The sequence below is a fragment of the Sulfuricurvum sp. genome (assembly GCF_028681615.1).
GTDB lineage: Bacteria > Campylobacterota > Campylobacteria > Campylobacterales > Sulfurimonadaceae > Sulfuricurvum.
In genome coordinates this window covers 1-19,827 of the sequence record NZ_JAQUHV010000010.1, presented here as the reverse complement: position 1 = coordinate 19,827, position 19,827 = coordinate 1, and the positions used below count along the sequence as shown (strand labels likewise).

The following is a 19,827-nucleotide window of genomic DNA, read 5'->3' as shown; positions in this document are numbered from 1 at the left end:
TAACATCCAACCGCTTTAAAGTTATTTACGATAAAGTTTCTCAATTTCAATTCTGGCAGATATTAATGGACCATCATCATCACCATCATCACGACAGTGATATCAGTGGAGGCAAACTCCTTTTTAGTGTACTGCTTAACGTAGTAATCACCGCAGCACAATTTATCGGGGGGATACTATCGGGTTCATTGGCACTTCTCAGTGATGCCCTGCATAACTTTAGCGATGTGATGAGTCTCATCATCAGCTATTATGCCCACCGCTTGTCGCATCGTCCCCAAAATATCCGTCAAACATTCGGATTTAAACGTGCCGAAATCCTTGCAGCGTTGTTTAATGCTTCGGTTCTGATCGCGGTATCACTCTATCTGATTATCGAATCCATTCACCGATTTTTAGCTCCGCAGGCAATCGATTCGACATGGGTCATGGCACTGGCTGCATTGGGGATTGCCGTGAACGGTCTCTCTGCATGGTTGTTGCACCGGGATGCCGGTCATAACCTAAACATCCGGTCCGCTTATTTGCATTTGATGGGAGATCTGATGACGTCGTTTGCCGTATTGGCTGGCGGAGCGATGATCTACTTTTACGGATGGTATTGGATAGATCCTCTTTTATCCTTACTCATCTCATTTTATCTCATCCGCTCCTCGTATGGAATCGTTCGTGAATCAGGCAGTATGTTGATGCAGTTTTCACCGGAACATATTTCTGTAGATGCGATTGTAGAAAAAGTCAGAATGTTCAACACGATTGAAAGCATTCACCATATTCATTTATGGCAGTTGGACGATGAAACAGTATTCCTCGAAGCTCGTCTCAACTTTTGCGAAGACTTGACGCTGAGTGCAACCAATAGCATACTGCATGATCTCACACATGCTCTCGAAGAGATAGGGATCAACCATACAACGTTTCAATGTGAGATCGGTAAAGAGGGGCGGGAACAGGTATTAGAGCGATGCATACACCATTAACACGTTAGCGATCTCTGAGAATATCAAAATCTGCAGGTATGACCGGTTTGAATCGGCCGGATTCGATCGGTTTGTTCTGAACCGGGTTATTAAACACAATTGCAACACTGTTGTCATACCCGTCTTTATAACTGATAGAGGTAAGCAGATCATTTTTGAATACAACGCTATACGTCTGTCCTTTGACGGTTGCGGAGTATCGGTTTTCATCTATCTTTTTTGCTTTTTGGATAATTTGTAAAAAATCGATTTCGTCATCGAGACTGCGAATTGTCACTTGTTCGATTTGCGGTTCAATAACGGTGATTTTTTGACCGTTAATATAAACACTTTTTTGGATCGGTTTTTGATAAACCCATAATGCGTTTTGCGGTTTGTCTGCCCACAGCTCACCATGGTAGATTATTTTTTTCCCGTTGTCATCGATAATGGTCTGGACAAATTTAGCGTTAAACGAGTTCAGTTCTTTCGGCGAAGCAAAAACGGTTAGTGTAAGTAAAAAAAACAGGGGAAAAAAACGCACATAAATTCCTTGATTAGTTGATTTTGACATTATACCCTATGCTCATTAACCAAAACAATAGATTTCGTATGTTAAAATCTGCGACTTTTTCAATACTGTTCATAATGAAGGCTTTTAATGCTCCAATCGCTTGTCGGAAAAATTTTCGGTACCAAAAACGATCGAGAAGTCAAAAAATATCGTAAAAATGTAGAGGCGATCAACGCCCGTGAATCTTATTTTAGTGCTATGAGTGATGAAGAGTTACAGCAGGCATTTCATATTCTCAAAGAGTCGGTACAAAATGGTACCAAGAGTATGGACGATGTTCTGGTCGATTCGTTTGCAATTACGCGTGAAGCGAGTAAGCGTGTTTTAGGAATGCGTCATTTTGACGTTCAGCTTATCGGCGGTATGGTTTTGCATGAAGGACGAATCGCTGAGATGAAAACAGGGGAGGGGAAAACCCTCGTTGCAACATTAGCGGTTGCACTCAATGCAATGAGCGGCAGAGGGGTTCATGTCGTCACGGTCAATGATTATCTCGCATCCCGTGACGGAACGCAGATGTCTGCACTTTATTCCTTTTTAGGGTATTCAACCGGGATATTGGTTGAAGAGGGATACAATCCGACAAACAAACGTGATCAATATGCTTGCGACATCACTTACGGTACGAATAATGAGTTCGGATTTGATTATCTTCGTGACAATATGACCTATACGCGCGAGCATATGGTTCAACGCGGTCATGCCTATGTTATTGTCGATGAGGTTGACTCAATTTTGATCGATGAAGCACGTACACCGCTAATTATCTCCGGTCCGACTAACCGTACGTTAGAGAACTATACCCGTGCCGATGCTGTTGCTAAAGCTTTGGTCAAAGATGAACATTTTACGGTGGATGAGAAAGATCGCCTCATTTTGATCACCGAGGAGGGGATTGGACGCGCCGAAGAGCTATTCGGAGTCGATAACCTCTACAGCATTGAAAACTCAGCACTTTCACATCACCTCGATCAAGCGCTGAAAGCGAACTATATTTTTGAAATCGATGTCGATTATGTTATCCAAGACGGACAAATCGTAATCGTCGATGAGTTTACGGGACGTCTATCTGAAGGACGTCGTTACTCAGAGGGACTGCATCAGGCTTTGGAAGCAAAAGAGGGGGTTATTATCAAAGAAGAGACTCAGACTCTTGCGGATATTACCTACCAAAACTATTTCAGAATGTACGCAAAAATTGGCGGTATGACCGGTACGGCACAAACTGAAGCAACTGAATTTGCCCAAATCTACAATCTAGATGTTATCTCAATCCCGACCAACGTACCTGTTATTCGTCAAGACTTGAATGACTTGATTTACAAAACGGAAGCGGAAAAATTTGATGCAGTCATCAAAAAAGTCAAAGAACTGCATTCTAAAGGACAGCCGGTATTGATCGGTACGGCATCAATTGAAAAATCAGAAAAATTGCATGAATTGATCAAAAAAGAAAAAATTCCTCATACCGTTCTTAATGCAAAAAACCATACTCAAGAATCTGAGATCATTAAAAGTGCCGGTGAAAAAGGGGCCGTTACCATCGCGACCAACATGGCGGGACGTGGGGTAGACATTAAAGTCAGTGATGAGATAAAAGCGCTCGGAGGTCTTTATATCCTCGGAACCGAACGACATGAAAACCGCCGTATCGACAATCAGCTTCGCGGACGTTCAGGACGTCAGGGTGATCCGGGAACGAGTCAGTTTTACCTCTCATTAGAAGACAGTTTACTCCGTATTTTCGGTTCGGACAAAATCAAATCGATTATGGAACGCTTGGGTGTCGAAGATGGCGAATACATCGAATCGACCATGGTCACACGAGCAGTTGAAAAAGCGCAGAAAAAAGTTGAAAATATGCACTTTGAAGGGCGTAAAAACATCGTTGAGTATGATGATGTTGCCAACGAACAACGTAAAATTGTGTATAAATTCCGCGGAGAATTGCTCAATCCAACGTATGCAATTGCTGAGAAAATCGATCTGATCCGCAGTGAATATGTCAATCGTACGTTGACATTGTGCGGGGTGTACGATGGAATTTCAGAAGATGAGATCGATTTGGAACGTCTTGTATTGATGTTTAGAGAAGAGACCAATACGGACATCGATAGTTCAATCTTTACAGAGAAAAGTGCCGAATCTATCCGAACAACACTTTTGAATGCTTTGAAATCCGAGTATGATGAAAAAATGTCGGTTGTTGATGACAAACTTCGAAGCGAAATCGAGCGGGAAATTTATCTTAAAACGCTTGATACCGCATGGCGTGAACACCTTTATCAAATGGACAGCATGAAAACAGGTATCCGTCTTCGTGCCTACAACCAAAAAGATCCGTTGGTCGAATACAAAAAAGAGAGTTTTAACCTCTTTAGCGAGTTGGTAGAGACGATCAAATACGATACAATCAAAACATTGCATGTCATCCGATTCAGAGTCGACAGCGCTGAGGAAGAAGCCGAAGCACTTGCCCGTCAAATGGAACTAGAAAAAAAGCAGGAAGCATTTCGTATGAGCCTCAATCATCAGGAACATGAGAATGAAGAGAAAAAGATCTCACGAAATGACGATTGCCCTTGCGGAAGCGGTCTCAAATACAAAAACTGCTGCGGCAAATCCGGACCGAAAAAAGGGGTATTTGCCTCTTGAATATTGTCTCTTATCTTGTCAAACGATTTTTGCGCTTTGACAAAGAGCAGCCTTTTATTTTTCTCTCAGCACTTTTGGCGTTCTCCGGAATCGCACTGGGTGTGATGGTGCTCATCATCGCGATGGCACTGATGAACGGTTTTGACAATGAGTTTAAAAAGAAACTCACCGTTATGAACTATCCTCTTACTATTCAGCCCAAATTTTACGCAACATGCGATACCTTATTGGTTGATCAGTTACGCAAAAAATTTCCCGATTTATCTTTTAGCCCTTATGTGACTTCAGCTGTCCTCTCCCGTGGCGGCGATCAGATGGAGGGCGGATATTTGTTCGGTGTCGATTTTTCCCAAGAAGCAAAAGTAAACCGTATCGTCGCAGAAGGGCTAAAAGAAGGTGTCCCAAAAGGGTTTCAGGTAATGGTCGGGAAGTCTCTAAAAGAAGAATTTCTGCTAACGAACGGAGAAAAACTTACCTATATCTTTACCCAAATGGAGCCGGGCGGTTTGGCATTGACCCCTAAAATTAAACGCTTTACCGTAGTTTCGAGTTTTAATTCGGGACTTAGTGCGTATGACAAAGGCTTCTCCTATACTTCCTTGGATGCATTACAGCGCATTTTGGGTATTCCGTCAAATCTTTATGACGGTATCCATATCCACTCTCCAAATCCCGAAGCCGACATCAAACGTATCGCAGAGGTACTGCCCGATACTGTTTCGATCCGCGGATGGTGGGAAGACAACGGTAACTTTTTTGCTGCGCTCAAAATGGAGAAAATGTCACTCTTTATCGTTTTAATGTTGATTATTCTGATTGCCGCGATCAATATCATCTCTTCGCTTTTGATGACTGTGATGAATCGACGCAGCGAAATTGCCCTTTTGATCTCACTCGGAGCATCCAAACACGAGGTGAAAAAAATCTTTTTAATCCTTGGAATCGTTATCGGTGTATTAGGGATTACGACAGGCGCGATATTAGGCTTCTTAGGAATGTGGGTATTGGGAACATTTGATATAATTTCTCTGCCTGCGGATGTGTATCCAACCTCTACGTTGCCGCTTGATTTGAGTGTGGTTGATTTCTTTTCGATCATAATCGGAGCTTTTATCATTGTGTTACTCTCAGCCTGGTATCCGGCGAAGAAAGCATCTGAAGTGGATGTTCTAACTGTACTAAGAAACGAATAAAGGATATTTATGTCACCTTGGCTTGCTATGGCTATTCCTGCTGTTGTCGCTTCACTCGGAGGATTACTGGCTATTTTTTGGAACCCTTCCCATCATGCGCGCAGTCTTATTCAGCATTTTGCTGCAGGGGTCGTTCTTGCCGCTTTGGCGGTAGAAGTTTTGCCGGAAATCGGGCGAGAACACGCACCTGCATGGATATTGATCAGTGCTTTTAGCATCGGCGGTATTTTGATGTATATTATGAAGCTGTGGAGCATACGTTTAGAAGCAAAGACGGAACATTTGGGTGATAACGCTTTCAATTACGGTCTGATAGCGGCGACTTTTATTGATGTGGCAGTGGATGGCTTTATTATCGGTGCCGGATTTGCCGCCGGAGGCAGTACGGGATTGATTTTGGCGCTCGGTTTATCGGTTGAGCTTTTGTTCCTCGGATTATCTCTCGTATCGGACACGATTAAAGGGTGGCGTGTTATTTTTATGACACTCATGCTTGCAGGTGTGGTACTGAGTTGTACACTCTTGGGGAACTATCTTTTATCCGGTGCTTCTACAAGTGTGATCAGTGCGATTCTCGCTTTCGGTGTGGCGGCATTGCTGTATCTGGTAACCGATGAACTCTTGGTTGAGGCACATGTGATCGAGGAAAAACCTTCCTCGACGCTTTGGTTGTTTGCCGGTTTTTTAGTCTTTTGGAGTATTCAGCTTTTTAGCTGAGCATAAAAAATTATTTTTTCTTCTTCTCATCCGGCATCATCCATAAAAACGGATAAACCAATGTCCGTTTCAGGATATTAAACGGTGCCGTAACAATCTCTTTTGCAATAGCCGTCTCTACTTTCGGATCATCGAGTTTTCCGCTAATAGTGAGGGTAGTAGAGAGTGAACCGTCATTTCCAAGCAATATATACCCTACAACCGGAACTTTACCTAACACCGAGCCAAGATCGGTTTTAAGGGTAAGTTCTCCTTTTAATGTCTGCGTTTTCAAATCGGCACTCCCGTCTCCGAGTATTTTCATCTCCGGTGAATTAAGGGTGAAATTGTCGACATGGACAATACCGCGATTATAATCAAAATGGGCATACCCTTCTTTCAGCGGAAGACCTTTTGTATTGTAATTTGGAAGTGAAAATGTTGCTAATGACGGTACCGTATTGATAAATGCCAATACGTTATTCAGTACCTTATAATCTTTCAAAATAGAGTTCTCTACTCTCATAACCCCGTCAAATGCCTCAGCTTCTCCTTTAGCCTGAAACGAAAACTTCCCTCCGGTAAAATCACTGAATAAGAAGAGGTGTTCCATAAACGTATCGTTAAATCCATTTCCATTGATCATAAACAGACCGTTGCGTATTTTTAGCGTTGCAGTTCCGCCCATATGTGCGAGTGTCGCATCCATATCGTCATCATGCACTGAAGCATCCAAACTGTCTGCAACGATTTTACGCCCCTTCATTAGATAAAGATAGGTATTGGAAGCATGAATCTGTACGGGGAGTGTTGTTTCATCCGTATGACTTTGAGTTCTGCTTTCTGACGCTATTCCAGGGCTCTCTTCAGGTTGATGCTCTGAGAGAAAGCGGAAGAGTTGAGGCATATTAATACCGGCATTTTTGGCAGTGATATCTATTTTTTCACCGTTGCGGGTGAGGACAAGCCGATCGTTAATCCGAAGTTTGGTTTCACCTTCATGATAGACGCCGCTAAAGTTATAGCGGGTAACAGGTTTGTCATTGAGCATCATAATAGGGTATGGATAGATAACCGAACCGTTAAAATTGTAGTGAGAGCTCTCAGGTGAATAAAAGAGATTGAGATAGCCGTTATCGATATTATATTTGCGAAGAAGTGGAGATTTTTGGGAAAGGAGTGAAATATCGCTCAGCGCCATTTTCCATCCGTGCGGAATAGTTGTAAATCGGGCTTTCAAAGCATCAACATCCAATACAATTTCATCTTTGGATGCATCCACATTCAGATTTAACGACTTTTGAGCATCCAGAATAGGGAATATTTTTGGACTCAAGGGGATCATGTCAGTGATAAGAATAGAGCCTTTTTGTGTACCTATCTGATATTTTCCGCTAAATTTACCTTTTAATAGATCCCCTAAGACGGTTTCGATGTCTTTAAAAATAAGCTCATCACCGTTCATGGATACGCTAAACGGTGAAACCAGCAGCGGGAGTTGATGGACGGACCACGCAGAAGCGTTATTACTGTTGAGTACAATGCCGTCATAATCATAGTGCAGACCAAATTTCAGAGGGGTCTGTTGGAGCTGAACATCCCCTAGTTTAAAGTCGTCGAGTTGTATTTGAATATCGGTTTGTTTGTTAGAACCGTCCAACAATGCATCGATTGTTCCGTGAATCGTATTGTCGAGACTAAAATGAACTGATTTTAGAGTGCTGCGGGCGTTATGATAGTCAAATGGAGCATGAAATGCATCAATATTCAGCGGTTTTCCGAGAATGTTCCATTGGGAGGAAGCGATATCGAGAGTATCTTCTTTAGGCGTTATTATATAGTTGACTTTAAGCGGATGACGGAGATTTAAATGCTGTTTATTGGTTAATGGAGAGACTTCGTAGGCACTGATAGAGACAATTCCACGGTCAGAAGAGGCGTCATAGTCTCCTTTTACGAAGGCATCGGCGATGTTATCTCCGTAATGGGCCGTAAAATTTTCAAAACTGACATGCGTATTATTGAGATTGACTCTTCCGCCTTCTGATCTTAGAGCAATTTGATCCAGTAAAATATCCGATGCGCTAGGACGAAATACACCCTGAGCGGTAGTATCCAGCGTATGCAGATCGACGGAGAGATTCAAGTCGACATCGCAGGTACCGGATGTCTGTTTTATCGGAAGATCGATTTGATAAAAATGCAAGAGAGACAAGATCGGATCATTCAGCATTGCATGAGCGGTTTTAATATGAGTAGTTAGCATCGTGTGTTGTGTAGAAAAATCAATGAAAAGTGAACTTTGTTCGGTAGGCAGTGTATAGAACATACCTTGAATCGGGGTAATATAGAGTTTTCCGTGATGGAACGAGAGATCAACACGCGGTGCTTTTATAGGTTCAAACCTTTGTGCAAACGTGTATTCTCCTTGCTCAACCGTTGCTTCAGCCCGGAGAGACTCTAACAGCTCGTCAGGCTTGTCATAATGAAATTTTCCTTCCAGACGGTGAAGGGTAATCGAACGGGCTTTCGCGTATTCGCTAATCCAAGGCTGTACCTGAGGGTCAAGGTCAAATACTTTTACAAGCGGCTTAATAGTGCTGAACTCCTGATCCGCAAACATTTTAAAGCTCAATGTATCGGTATCTCCTGATGCCGAAATACGTAGAGTAGGAGTTTCAGGCAAATTAACGATGAGATTGGATGTAAGCGTCTGTTTTAACAGTTCGATATTTAATGTTAGAGAAATATTGGCATCATCGATACGGCAAGGCGGGAGTGAAAGATTAAAAGATTTTTCATCGAGAGTATAGGTACCGTGGCATGTGTAATGGCCATGTTGTAATACAAACTCTCCGTTGGAGCCTTTGCGGTAGTGGAGAGAGGAATAGATCTTTTTATATTGAATAGTATCAATGTCGATCCGGTCTACCCAACGTTGTATGTTACGCACTAGCGGCGGGAGTTTAGAGAGGGGTTTTAAGGTAATAGGGGTATTATCACTTTTGAGAGCACTTAGGTCTATTTTTGAGGCACGAATCAGTAGTGCATTGTTCCATTTGAGATATAATTGCTCAATTATGACACCTTTAAATGTCAGGTGATCAATTCTAATACCTTCTAGTAAAGCGATAAACGTGAAAAAACCGATCAAAAAAGTAAAGCCTAAAAAAAGAACAATATTTCGATGGGTTTTCGGGATAATACTGGTGATGATTTTTTCTTTCATGACTTACCTGTTTTCTACTGTTACATCACCCAAAATTGTTTATATTCCGCAAGGTTCCGTCTTTAAAAGTATATCACACCTCCAGTCTGAAGGGGTAAATGTTCACTTTATAGATGCATTTATTTTACGCTTGATGGGAGCTCCTCAAAAAGGGTGGATTGATATCAAAGAAGAAAAAATGAGCCGTTTTGAGTATCTCTATCAACTTACTACCGCAAAAGCGGCAACACGAGAAATTACATTAATCCCCGGTGAAACGACAGTTGTATTTTTGCAACAGATTGCGGATCAGCTTTTACTCGATGTCAACCTTTTGCAAAAGGCGTATGATAAACATGCACTCTATAAAGAGGGTAATTTTGTTCCGGATACCTATAGTATTCCAAACGATACCGATGAAGAAAAACTGATTGTCCATCTTTTAGCCGAGTCGGATAAGAAGATGAGAAGCTGGGCAGATGAGTATCATACCCCATTTGATAAAGATAAATGGTTACAAATTGTAACAAAAGCATCGGTAATTCAAAAAGAGGCAGCTTCTGAAGAAGATATGCCGTTTGTTAGCTCGGTTATTGATAATCGGATACAAAAGGGGATGAGACTCCAAATGGACGGCTCATTAAACTACGGTGAATACTCCCATCAAAAAGTTACGGCAAAACGGATAAGAACGGACACAACTCCCTATAATACGTACAAAATCAAGGGTATTCCTTTGTATCCGGTATGTAATGTCTCTAAAGAAGCCATCCATGCCGCACTTAATCCGGCGCATACCGATTACCTCTATTTCGTTAGAGGGAAAAATGGGGAGCATATTTACAGTAGTTACTTTTCTACACACCATAAAAACATAGTAAATGCTACAAAATGAAACATATTTGCAACTTTTTATCCTTTTTTGGAGTTTAAATAGAAAAACTCCCCCTCAGTAGTGTTATGATGCTTGTATAAAAATAATGACAGGAGAACCTGATGGCAAAAATCATTTGGTCAGTAATTGATGAAGCTCCGGCTTTAGCGACATATTCGCTACTTCCAATCGTAAACGCATTTACAAAAGCAGCAGGTGTAGAAGTTGTCACAAGTGATATTTCACTTGCAGGTCGTGTTATCGCAACCTTTCCGGAAAGAATGACTGATGCTCAACGCATTCCGGATAATCTCGCTGAATTAGGTGTTATTGCAACTCAACCTGACGGCGTTATCATTAAGCTTCCAAATATTTCAGCTTCAATTCCACAGCTTAAAGCGTGTATTGAAGAACTTCAATCACAAGGTTATGATCTTCCGAATTATCCGGAAGAGCCTAAAACAGATGAAGAAAAAGAGATTTTTGCCCGTTATGCAACGTGTTTGGGCTCTGCCGTTAATCCGGTTCTTCGTGAAGGTAACTCGGATCGCCGTGCTGCGGTTGCGGTTAAAAACTTTGCTAAGAAAAATCCTCACAAACTTCGTGCATGGGATGAGGGTTCAAAAACTCGTGTTGCTCACATGAACAGCGGTGATTTCTATGCGAATGAGCAATCAGTCATCAAAAACGGTGACGGCAAAGTAACGATTGCACTTAACGGTAAAACATTAAAAGAGATCGATGCAAAAGACAAAGAAGTTCTTGACGGTACATTCATGAGCGCAAAAGCGCTTCGCTCTTTCTTGGCGGATTCTATCGCTGAAGCAAAAGAGAAAAATATTCTTTGGTCGATTCACCTCAAAGCGACCATGATGAAAGTAAGTGATCCGATCATGTTCGGTCATGCTGTTTCTGTATTCTTCAAAGACGTATTTGAAAAATATGCGGCTGATTTCAAAGAGATCGGTGTTAACCCGAATCTCGGTCTTGGTGATCTTTACAAAAAATTGGCAAAATTGCCTTCGGATAAAAAAGCGGAAATCGAAGCGGCTATCATGGCGGTTTACCCGACTCAACCGGCTATGGCGATGGTTGATTCTGATAAAGGGATCACTAACCTACATGCATCAAACGATGTTATTATCGATGCTTCACTTCCTGTTGTCGTACGTGACGGCGGTAAAATGTGGAATCCGGCAGGAAAAGTAGAACAATGTGTCGTTACGATTCCGGATCGTTGTTATGCAACAATGTACTCTGAGATCATAGAGGATTGCAAAAAGAACGGTCAATTCGACGTTACAACGATGGGTTCTGTATCCAATGTCGGTTTGATGGCACAAAAAGCGGAAGAATACGGTTCTCACCCGACAACGTTTGAAATTGCTGAAGACGGTGTAGTAACCGTTACTGATGACAGTGGCGTATTGATGACGTTCAACGTTGAGAAAGGTGATATCTGGCGTATGTCTCGTGCAAAAGATATCCCGATCAAAGACTGGGTACGTCTTGCGGTAGAGCGTGCAGAAATCGAAAACGTTCCGGTAGTGTTCTGGTTGGATGAAAACCGTGCACATGATGCGAACATCATTAAAAAAGTGAATGAGTACCTTCCTGAATTTAATAAAGGAAATATTGAGTACCATATCTTGGCACCTGAAAAAGCGATGGCGTTTTCATTGAAACGTGTTCGTGCAGGACAAAATACTATTTCAGCAACCGGTAACGTACTACGTGACTATTTGACTGACTTGTTCCCAATTTTGGAACTTGGTACATCGGCTAAAATGCTTTCAATCGTTCCATTGCTTGCAGGCGGCGGATTATTTGAAACAGGTGCAGGCGGATCGGCTCCGAAGCACGTTGAACAATTTGTGAATGAAGGTCACCTTCGCTGGGATTCACTCGGTGAATTCCTTGCTTTGGCAGAGGCGATGCGCCATATTAACAAAACAGAAAAAAGCAACAAGTTGTCAGCATTGACTGCAGCGCTTGATGAAGCGAATGCGGCTTACCTTGACAATAATAAAGAGCCTTCACGAAAAGCGGGAGAACCGGATAATAAAGCAAGCCATTTCTTCTTGGCTCAATATTGGGCAAAAGCTTTGGCTGAGCAAACTACAGATGCAGAACTCGCAAGTCGATTTGCTGCGGTTGCTAAAGCTCTTAGTGAAAATGAAGCTAAAATCATGGAAGAACTTCTCTCAGTAGAAGGAAAAGCACAGGATATCGGCGGTTATTTCCACCCGGATAACGCAAAAACTGAAAAAGCAATGCGCCCAAGTGCAACACTTAACGCAATTATTGCCGCTATCTAAATCGAACAATGGATTGGGGAATTTCCCCAATCGCTTTTTATCTGTAGATAGGATCTATAGATAAAAGGCGATTAATCGTCTTTTATTTCTCTTTTACTAAAAGGGAATACTGATATGACACAAGGAGTAGGAAAATGGTAAAAGGAAAACGTGTCGGGATCGTCGGTGCTGGAAATGTCGGATCAACGATCGCCTACTCACTTGCTATGCTTGGCTCTTGCCATGAAATTATTTTACGCGATAACAAAATCGAAATTGCAAAAGGTAAAGCACTTGATATGTCTCAAGCCGCTGCTGCGGTACGTAGTCACTCAGTGGTAAGCGTTGCCGAAACAATGGCAGATATGACGGACTGCGATGTAGTCGTAATTACGGCAGGAAGCCCGCGTTTGCCGGGCATGAGCCGTGATGATCTATTGATGATTAATGCGAAAGTAACGCGTGAAGTCATCGAAGGCGTTGCACAATACTCTCCGAATGCAATCGTGATTATGGTCTCCAACCCGTTGGATGCAATGACTTATGTCGCGTTACGTGAAAGCGGCTTCGATCGCAGCCGTGTTATCGGTATGGCAGGTGTTTTGGACAGTGCGCGTATGGCGGCATTTATTCAGGAAAAACTGGGTTACGGCGGAGGTCAGATCCGTGCATCCGTTATGGGGGGACATGGTGACGATATGGTTCCGTTACCTCGTTATTCGACGGTTGCCGGGGTTCCCCTCTCGGATGTTTTGACGCATGATGAAATTGAAGAGATCGTACAACGTACCCGTAAAGGGGGAGCGGAAATCGTAGCGCTTCTTCAAACCGGTTCGGCCTATTATGCACCGGCTAAAGCAACGGCAATTATGGTTGAAGCGATTTTGAAAGATACAAAACAAATTCACCCGTGCGCCGTCTATCTCGAAGGTGAATACGGATTCCATGATGTTGTGAGCGGGGTCCCGGTTATGCTGGGAGCCAACGGTGCCGAAAAAATTATCGAAGTGACATTGAACGATGCAGAAAAAGAGATGTTCGCTGCATCATGCAAGTCGGTACAAACATTGATCGATACTCTTAATACCAACAATTTCTTTCAAGGAGCAGAATAATGGGCTTTCGCGTAGAAAAAGACACAATGGGGGAAATTCGGGTTCCGAATGACACCTATTGGGGGGCGCAAACACAGCGTTCATTGGAAAACTTCCAAATCGGCGAAGAAAAAATGCCGTATGAGATTACAAGAGCTTTTTCACTTCTAAAAAAAGCGGTTGCACTTGTTAACTGCGATCTTGGAATGCTCTCTAAAGAGAAAGCGGATGCGATTGCTCAGGCGGCAGATGAGATGCTCGATGGAAAATTGGATGCGCATTATCCGCTTGTCGTATGGCAAACCGGTTCAGGCACCCAGTCCAATATGAACAATAACGAAGTATTGGCAAGTCGTGCGACTGAGATTCTTGGCGGTGATTTCCGTACACAAAAATTGGTTCATCCGAATGATGATGTCAATAAATCACAAAGTTCAAACGATACCTACCCGACAGCGTTGCACGTAGCGGCAGTAATCGCGGTTGAGACCCGTTTGCTTCCTGCGATTGACCATCTTCGTAACACATTGATTAACAAGTCGGTTGCATTTAGCGACATCGTTAAAATCGGTCGTACCCATTTGCAAGATGCCACACCGCTTACGCTGGGTCAAGAGATCAGCGGCTGGGTTGAGATGCTCAACAAATGCGAAAAAATGGCGAAAGATTCTCTTGAATCGGTTCGCGAACTTGCCCTTGGCGGTACGGCGGTCGGAACTGGGCTTAATGCACACCCTGAGTTAGGAACACGTGTAGCGGCAAAATTGACGGAGCTTACCGGTCATAAATTTGTGACGGCTCCAAATAAATTCCATGCGTTGACAAGCCATGATGCCCTTGTCTTTGCACACGGAGCCCTTAAAGCGCTTGCGGCAGACATGATGAAAATTGCAAATGACGTTCGTTGGCTAGCATCCGGTCCTCGTTGCGGTATCGGTGAGATCACCATTCCGGAAAACGAGCCGGGTTCATCGATCATGCCGGGCAAAGTCAATCCGACTCAGAGCGAAGCGGTTACGATGGTAGCGTGTCAAGTAATGGGTAACGATGCGTGTATCGGTTTCGCGGCAAGTCAAGGTAACTTTGAATTGAATGTCTTCAAACCGGTCATTGCGTATAACTTTTTACAGTCTGTGAGATTGTTGGCCGATTCGATTGTATCGTTTAACGATAATTGTGCAATCGGAATTGAGCCGGTTCGTGAACAAATCAATGCGTATTTGAATAACTCATTGATGTTGGTTACGGCGTTGAATCCGTACATCGGATATGAAAATGCGGCAAAAATTGCCAAAACAGCACACAAAGAAAACTCGACACTGAAAGAGACTGCGATAAAACTCGGTCTTCTTACAGCTGAAGAGTTTGATAAATATGTCATCCCTGAAGAGATGACAAGACCTATAGCGTAAACTTAAACAGGAGGAATTGATGAATATTCACGAATATCAAGCAAAAGAATTATTCAAAAAGTACAACGTACCGACACTGCGTGGTCACATTGCATTTACGCCCGATGAGGCTGTTAAAGCGGCTCAAGAGCTCGGTGGAAATATTTGGGTTGTCAAAGCTCAAATCCATGCAGGCGGACGCGGTTTAGGCGGCGGTGTTAAACTGGCTCGTTCAACTTCTGAAGTACGTGAAATGGCTTCTCAAATCTTGGGTATGCAACTGGTAACACACCAAACAGGGCCTGAGGGTAAACTTGTTCAAAAAGTCTACATCGAAGAGGGTGCGGATATCAAAAAAGAGTATTATCTTGGGCTCCTTCTTGACCGTGCACTTGAAATGCCGATCATGATGGCTTCTACAGAGGGCGGTATGGCGATCGAAGAGGTTGCACATAACACTCCTGAAAAAATCATCAAAGTGTCTATCGACCCGTTGACCGGTTTCCAATCGTTCCACGGCCGTAAATTGGCATTCGGTTTGGGTCTTCCGGTTGAAGAGATCAATACGTTTATTAAATTTGCATCTGCACTTTATAAAGTATATATGGATCATGATGCCGAAATGATCGAAATCAATCCGTTGGTTAAAACCGGTGACGGTAAATTCTTGGCACTGGATGCTAAAATGGGCTTTGACAACAATGCTCTTTATCGTCAATCTCAAGTCAATGAAATGCGTGATTTGAGCGAAGAAGAACCGACTGAAATCGAAGCGGGTAAATTCGGACTTAGCTATATCAAGCTTGACGGTGATGTCGGATGTATGGTTAACGGTGCCGGTCTTGCGATGGGCACAATGGATACCATCAACTATGAAGGCGGAAAACCGGCTAACTTCTTGGATGTCGGCGGTTCTGCAAGTGCGGAAACGGTTGCCAAAGGGTTTGATATTATTCTCAAAGATCCGAACGTAAAAGCGATTTTTGTCAATATTTTCGGTGGAATCGTACGTTGTGACCGCGTTGCCAACGGGATCATCGAAGCAACAAAAATCACAAACGTCAATGTGCCTGTTATCGTACGACTTGACGGAACTAACGCTATCGAAGCGGCAGAAATTTTGAACAATGCCGGTATCGCGAATATCATAGCGGCAACCGATCTTGCAGACGGTGCGCGCAAAGCCGTTGCAGCAGCTAAGGGAGAGTAATTAATGTCTATTTTGGTTAATAAAGATACAAAAGTAATCGTTCAAGGGTTTACAGGTAAAGAGGGGACGTTCCATGCAGAGCAATGTATGGCATACGGTACTAAAATCGTCGGCGGTGTTACACCGGGTAAAGGGGGACAAGAACACCTCGGTCAACCGGTATTCAATACGGTAGCCGAAGCGGTAGCCGCTACCGGTGCGACGGTTTCTATGATCTTCGTACCGCCGGCTTTTGTTTCCGATGCGGTTATGGAAGCTGCTGACGCCGGGATCAGCCTTGCGGTCATCATTACCGAGGGTGCCCCGGTTAAAGATATGATGTTTGCAAAAGCGTATGCGGTTAAGAAAGACATGATGACAATCGGGCCGAACTGTCCGGGTATCATTACGGCAGAAGAGTGTAAAATCGGTATTATGCCGGGCTTCATTTTCAAAAAAGGAAATGTCGGTTTGATCTCTAAATCGGGAACGTTGACGTATGAGTCTGCAAATCAGGTTGTAAAAGAGGGATACGGTATTACAACAGCGGTCGGTATCGGCGGTGACCCGATCATCGGTTTGAGCTACAAACAACTCCTTCCGATGTTTGAAGCAGATCCGGAAACACATGCAATCGTTATGATCGGTGAGATCGGCGGTGATTTGGAAATCCAAGCCGCGGCGTATATCAAAGAACACATCACGAAACCGGTTGTTGCGTTTATCGCAGGTCAAACAGCACCTGCCGGTAAACGTATGGGACATGCAGGGGCGATTATCTCCGGAGGTGCAGGTACGGCAGCAGAAAAAATGGCGGCGCTTGAAGCGGCTGGCGTAAGAGTTGTTGTCTCTCCGGCAGATATCGGTAAAGCACTTGCCGAAGTGATGAAAAAATAATGATCACCGTCTTTGAAGTTGCCAATATTCGTTGCGGCGGGTGTGCCAATACGATTACGAAAGCACTCAAAGAGGGTGGATTTGAAGAGGTCAGTGTTGACCTCTCGTGCGAGCCTCGCAAAGTAACAGCAGATATTCTTGATGAGGCGCAATCAGCACACTTTAAGGCTATATTAAGAAGCCTCGGATATCCTCTAAACGGTGAGGAAGAGGGTGTTATGGATAATGCCGCTCTAAAGCTCAAGAGTTTTGTCTCATGTGCAGTAGGCAAATTTTCAGCGGATGACGAGACAAAAAAATAATGTGAATTTCGCCTGAGTGCGTAGATTCGATGCCGTATCGGCCAGTGTAGACGCGGAAATGTTTTCCGCGATGTTCAAACTAAAATGTAGGAGAGCAGATGTTTAAAACGATCAACCCCGGTAATGTCCCTGTATGGGTAAATACCGATAACTGTAAAGCGTGTGATATTTGTGTATCAGTATGTCCATCAGGTGTACTTGGTATGCGTTATGAGCCTACATCAACGTTAGGTGCTATGATCTCTATCGATCATCCCGAAAGTTGTATCGGCTGTAATGAGTGTGAACTTACATGTCCGGACTTTGCAATTTATGTTGCAGACAAAGCCGATTATAAATTCGCAAAACTTACTGACGAAGCAAAAGAGCGTCAAGCCGCTATTATTGCTAACAAGTATATGTCTTTAGACCAAGTAGGAGTGAAATAATGGCAAGAGAAGTAATTTCAACAGGTAACGAATTATCAGCACTCGGTGCTTTTGATGCAGGGTGTATGTTTTTCGGAGGATATCCGATTACTCCGTCATCTGAAGTCATGCATGAGATGTCTGATCTTTTGCCGACTGTCGGTGGAAAATTTATCCAAATGGAAGATGAGATCGCCGGTATTTCCGTAGCGCTCGGTGCTTCTATGGCGGGTACCAAAGCAATGACGGCAACTTCAGGTCCGGGGATTTCACTTAAAGCGGAACAAATCGGTTTGGGCTTCATCGCTGAAGTTCCATTGGTTATCGTTAACGTTATGCGTGGTGGTCCTTCAACCGGTCTTCCGACACGTGTATCTCAAGCCGACATCGGTCAAGCACAATATCCGACTCACGGTGACTATGCGTCAATCACATTGTGTGCCGGTTCACTCGAAGAGTGTTATACTCAAACGGTACGTGCATTCAATTTGGCTGAAACGTATATGACTCCGGTATTCGTTCTTTTGGATGAAACAGTAGGACATATGCACGGTAAAGCAGTTCTTCCTGATTTAGAAGAAATCAAAGCTTCGATCAAAAATCGTAAACGTTTTGATGGAAAACCGGAAGACTATCGTCCGTACGATGTTCCGATGAACACTCCGGCAGTATTGAATCCGATGTTCGAAGGATATCGTTATCATGTTACAGGTCTTCACCACGGTCCAACCGGTTTCCCTACCGAAGATGCGGCACAATGCCAGTTCAATATCGAACGTCTTGTCGGTAAAATCAACACAGTAGCGGCTGAAAATGACGGTTTGGATGATCAACCGGATTATGAAGAGTTTATGATGGATGATGCCGAAGTATGTATGATCGCGTACGGAAGTATCTCTCGCGGAGCGAAAGAAGCGGTTATGAAACTTCGCAATGACGGTATAAAAGCTGGTCTTTTCCGCCCGATCACTATCTGGCCAAGTCCGGCTAAAAAGCTAAAAGAGATCGGTCAAAAATTCGACAAGATTTTTGTAACAGAGCTTAATATGGGTCAATACCTCAAAGAGATCGAACGTGTAATGGGTAGAAGTGACTTCGGTACACTTCACAAAGCAAACGGTCGTCCGATTGCACCACTTGAAATGGTAGCTAAAGTTAAGGAGATGTTCTAATGGCTTTCAATTATGATCAATATCTACGTGTAGATAAAATGCCGACACTCTGGTGTTGGGGATGTGGTGATGGTGTTATTCTTAAAGCATGTATCCGTGCCATTGAAAAAATGGGATGGGACATGGACAAAGTATGTGTCGTATCGGGGATCGGTTGTTCTGGACGTTTCAGCTCATACATCAACTGTAATACGGTTCATACGACACACGGTCGTACGGTTGCATACGCTACAGGTATCAAATTGACTCGTCCTGATGCAAATGTAATCGTTGTAGCCGGTGACGGTGACGGGTTGGCGATCGGTGGTAACCATACAATTCACGGATGCCGACGTAATATCGATTTGAACTTTATCTTGATCAATAACTTTATTTACGGTTTGACCAATTCTCAAATTTCTCCGACGACTCCACAAGGTATGTGGTGTGTATCGGCACAAAACGGGAATATCGATCCAACTTTCGATGCGTGTAAATTGGCGATCGGTGCGGGTGCGTCATTCGTAGCACGTGAAACGATGCTTGATCCGAAAAAATTGGAAAAAATCTTTGTAAAAGGGTTCTCTCATAAAGGATTCTCATTCTTTGACATTATGTCTAACTGCCATATCAACCTTGGCCGTAAAAACAAAATGGCAAGTGCAATGGAAAATCTTGAGTGGATCGACAGCATCACCGTTCCATTGAAAAAATGGGAAGCTTTGTCACCGGAAGAGCAAATGAATAAATTCCCTACGGGTGTATTGCGTGAAGTTGAACAAGCAGAATACTGTGATCTTTATGACATGGTAATCGAAGCGGCACAAGGTAAACGTGCAAAAATCACGCAAGACGATTTTGCGAAAAAAATCTAAGGAGAAACCATGAGACATACGATACGATTTACAGGCGTCGGTGGACAAGGGGTTCTTCTTGCCGG

At 43.3% G+C, this 19,827-nt stretch carries 16 protein-coding genes; 14 read left to right on the top strand and 2 right to left on the bottom strand.

Going from position 1 to position 19,827, the window contains the following annotated elements:
• Nucleotides 1-65 precede the first annotated feature (65 nt).
• Entirely contained in the window at nucleotides 66-980 is a 915-nt protein-coding gene (locus tag PHE37_RS09660; protein WP_299993400.1) for a cation diffusion facilitator family transporter, read from the top strand.
• 4 nt (nucleotides 981-984) lie between these two features.
• On the opposite strand, the gene lolA is transcribed toward PHE37_RS09660, so the two are convergent.
• A complete protein-coding gene (gene lolA, locus PHE37_RS09655) occupies nucleotides 985-1,503 on the bottom strand; it encodes a LolA-like outer membrane lipoprotein chaperone (RefSeq protein WP_299993398.1) in 519 nt (172 codons plus the stop codon).
• A 117-nt stretch (nucleotides 1,504-1,620) separates the two neighbouring features.
• Between lolA and secA the strand changes: the two genes are divergently transcribed.
• Genes secA through PHE37_RS09640 form a run of 3 tightly spaced genes read left to right on the top strand, consistent with a single transcriptional unit; the run spans nucleotide 1,621 to nucleotide 6,098 of the window.
• Nucleotides 1,621-4,188, top strand: a complete 2,568-nt coding sequence (gene secA / locus PHE37_RS09650; RefSeq protein WP_299993396.1) for a preprotein translocase subunit SecA — start codon at nucleotides 1,621-1,623, stop codon at nucleotides 4,186-4,188.
• Nucleotides 4,185-5,381 carry an ABC transporter permease gene (locus PHE37_RS09645; RefSeq protein ID WP_299993395.1) on the top strand — a complete coding sequence of 399 codons (1,197 nt, stop codon included), beginning with the start codon at nucleotides 4,185-4,187 and terminating at the stop codon, nucleotides 5,379-5,381. The genes secA and PHE37_RS09645 overlap by 4 nt, the downstream gene beginning before the upstream one ends.
• A gap of 9 nt (nucleotides 5,382-5,390) precedes the next feature.
• The gene (locus PHE37_RS09640) at nucleotides 5,391-6,098 is read left to right on the top strand and encodes a hypothetical protein (protein WP_299993394.1); all 708 of its coding nucleotides are present in this window, start codon (nucleotides 5,391-5,393) and stop codon (nucleotides 6,096-6,098) included.
• A gap of 10 nt (nucleotides 6,099-6,108) precedes the next feature.
• Here the strand turns inward: PHE37_RS09640 and PHE37_RS09635 are convergent, their stop codons facing one another.
• Nucleotides 6,109-9,306: an AsmA-like C-terminal domain-containing protein gene (locus PHE37_RS09635; RefSeq protein ID WP_299993392.1), complete on the bottom strand. Its 3,198-nt coding sequence runs from the start codon at nucleotides 9,304-9,306 to the stop codon at nucleotides 6,109-6,111.
• Here PHE37_RS09635 and mltG point away from each other — a divergent pair.
• The 10 genes from mltG (at nucleotide 9,305) to PHE37_RS09585 (ending at nucleotide 19,762) form a co-directional block, all read left to right on the top strand.
• On the top strand, nucleotides 9,305-10,180 hold the full coding sequence (gene mltG / locus PHE37_RS09630) for an endolytic transglycosylase MltG (protein WP_299993390.1): 876 nt from the start codon (nucleotides 9,305-9,307) through the stop codon (nucleotides 10,178-10,180). The two genes, PHE37_RS09635 and mltG, sit on opposite strands and share 2 nt — an antisense overlap.
• Before the next feature lie 101 nt (nucleotides 10,181-10,281).
• On the top strand, nucleotides 10,282-12,477 hold the full coding sequence (locus tag PHE37_RS09625; RefSeq protein WP_299993389.1) for an NADP-dependent isocitrate dehydrogenase: 2,196 nt from the start codon (nucleotides 10,282-10,284) through the stop codon (nucleotides 12,475-12,477).
• Nucleotides 12,478-12,611: 134 nt separating this feature from the next.
• The gene (mdh, locus tag PHE37_RS09620) at nucleotides 12,612-13,571 is read left to right on the top strand and encodes a malate dehydrogenase (protein ID WP_299993387.1); all 960 of its coding nucleotides are present in this window, start codon (nucleotides 12,612-12,614) and stop codon (nucleotides 13,569-13,571) included.
• Nucleotides 13,571-14,962, top strand: coding sequence for a class II fumarate hydratase (fumC, locus tag PHE37_RS09615; protein WP_299993385.1), 1,392 nt, complete (start codon nucleotides 13,571-13,573; stop codon nucleotides 14,960-14,962). Before mdh ends, fumC begins: the two co-directional genes overlap by 1 nt.
• 19 nt (nucleotides 14,963-14,981) lie before the next feature.
• Complete coding sequence (gene sucC, locus PHE37_RS09610) at nucleotides 14,982-16,151, top strand: ADP-forming succinate--CoA ligase subunit beta (RefSeq protein WP_299993383.1); 1,170 nt, start codon at nucleotides 14,982-14,984, stop codon at nucleotides 16,149-16,151.
• A 3-nt stretch (nucleotides 16,152-16,154) separates the two neighbouring features.
• Nucleotides 16,155-17,027 (top strand): succinate--CoA ligase subunit alpha, encoded by an 873-nt coding sequence (gene sucD / locus PHE37_RS09605; RefSeq protein WP_299993380.1) that lies wholly within the window; start codon nucleotides 16,155-16,157, stop codon nucleotides 17,025-17,027.
• Nucleotides 17,027-17,329: a heavy-metal-associated domain-containing protein gene (locus tag PHE37_RS09600; RefSeq protein ID WP_299993378.1), complete on the top strand. Its 303-nt coding sequence runs from the start codon at nucleotides 17,027-17,029 to the stop codon at nucleotides 17,327-17,329. The genes sucD and PHE37_RS09600 overlap by 1 nt, the downstream gene beginning before the upstream one ends.
• A gap of 98 nt (nucleotides 17,330-17,427) precedes the next feature.
• Nucleotides 17,428-17,757 (top strand): 4Fe-4S dicluster domain-containing protein, encoded by a 330-nt coding sequence (locus PHE37_RS09595; RefSeq protein ID WP_299993376.1) that lies wholly within the window; start codon nucleotides 17,428-17,430, stop codon nucleotides 17,755-17,757.
• Entirely contained in the window at nucleotides 17,757-18,908 is a 1,152-nt protein-coding gene (locus tag PHE37_RS09590; protein WP_299993374.1) for a 2-oxoglutarate synthase subunit alpha, read from the top strand. The genes PHE37_RS09595 and PHE37_RS09590 overlap by 1 nt, the downstream gene beginning before the upstream one ends.
• On the top strand, nucleotides 18,908-19,762 hold the full coding sequence (locus PHE37_RS09585; protein WP_299993373.1) for a 2-oxoglutarate ferredoxin oxidoreductase subunit beta: 855 nt from the start codon (nucleotides 18,908-18,910) through the stop codon (nucleotides 19,760-19,762). The genes PHE37_RS09590 and PHE37_RS09585 overlap by 1 nt, the downstream gene beginning before the upstream one ends.
• The last annotated feature ends 65 nt before the right edge of the window (nucleotides 19,763-19,827 follow it).